Raw genomic sequence first — 1,184 nt, forward strand, 5'->3', positions numbered from 1 at the left:
ATCGTCTCCACGGTCAACCGCCGCGTGGACGAGTCCAACCCGATGGTCGACGCCCGCCTGCCCTCCGGCGAGCGCGTCAACGTCATCATCCATCGGAGCCGCTTTCCGACCCCCGTTTTCGCGATCCGGGGGTTGACCAGATAGACTCGCCACCGCCGAAAGGCACGCTGCCTTAGCTCAGTCGGTAGAGCATTTCACTCGTAATGAAAAGGTCGAGAGTTCGATTCTCTCAGGCAGCTCGGCCAAGAGCCCCACACCCGGAAATCCGGATGTGGGGCTCTTGTCGTTAGTTCTCATTCTTGCGTATGTGCGGTTTATCCTGAGGTCGGCGAACACGTGCCTGAACAGGGAGACCTCGATGTCGGATCAGAACTGGGGACCGGGCCAACCATCGCAGAATCAGCCGCCGTACGGACAGATGCCGCCGATGCCGCCGCAGGGTTATCAGCCGCCGACGCCCGCCTATCCGTACGCAACCTGGATCTCTCGCGTGCTCGCGTCAATCCTCGACGGCTTTGTCGTTCCGCTCCCGGGTGTCATCCTCGCGATCATCGGGGCGGTGATCGCGTTCTCCGGATCCGAAGTGACCACATACGACGACGGCAGCGTGAGCGCGGAAGGCGGCAATCCGGTCGGCGTGATCGTCATGGTCGTCGGAATACTGGCGATCTTCTTGATCGAGGTGTGGAATCTCGTCTTCAGGCAAGGGAACACCGGACAGACGCTCGGCAAGAAGTGGCTGGGAATTTCGGTGATTCGGGAGTCCGACGGTGTACCTCTCGGCCCGGTGATGGCGCTGCTTCGTTGGATCATGATGGCGATCCTGGGTGGCGCCTGCTTCCTCAACTACCTCTGGCCGCTCTGGGACTCGAAGCGCCAGTGCTGGCACGACATGGTGGTCCGGTCGGTAGTCGTTCGCGCGCGCTAGTCGCTGCCGGGGTCTCTTACAGTGGGTGTCATGGAGTTGGAAGCGGTCGCACGTCGACGACGCGCGTTGGCCGCACCCGTCGGAGTTGCTGCAGTGGCGGTGACGGCCGCCGCGGTACTCCACTTCCGTGATCCCCACAGCGCGGGTAGTTACGGCGTTTGTCCGATGTACGCGTTGACGGGATTGTGGTGCCCGGCGTGTGGTGGCCTTCGTGCGGTCAACGACCTGACTAATCTGGATCTTGGCGCCGCAGTGT

2 protein-coding genes, 1 tRNA gene and 1 pseudogene are annotated in these 1,184 nt (G+C 62.3%); all 4 read left to right on the forward strand.

Going from position 1 to position 1,184, the window contains the following annotated elements:
• Positions 1–141 (forward strand): annotated as a pseudogene (locus tag ABT116_RS51265) (CpaF family protein); the annotation flags it as partial.
• A 25-nt stretch (positions 142–166) separates the two neighbouring features.
• Positions 167–239: transfer RNA gene (locus ABT116_RS48335), tRNA-Thr, on the forward strand.
• 119 nt (positions 240–358) lie between these two features.
• Positions 359–928: an RDD family protein gene (locus tag ABT116_RS48340; RefSeq protein WP_298776211.1), complete on the forward strand. Its 570-nt coding sequence runs from the start codon at positions 359–361 to the stop codon at positions 926–928.
• 30 nt (positions 929–958) lie between these two features.
• On the forward strand, positions 959–1,184 hold a 226-nt coding region (locus tag ABT116_RS48345; protein WP_351647886.1), incomplete at its 3' end, for a DUF2752 domain-containing protein.

The sequence above is a fragment of the Streptomyces sp. NPDC002130 genome (assembly GCF_040296465.1).
Lineage (GTDB): Bacteria > Actinomycetota > Actinomycetes > Streptomycetales > Streptomycetaceae > Streptomyces.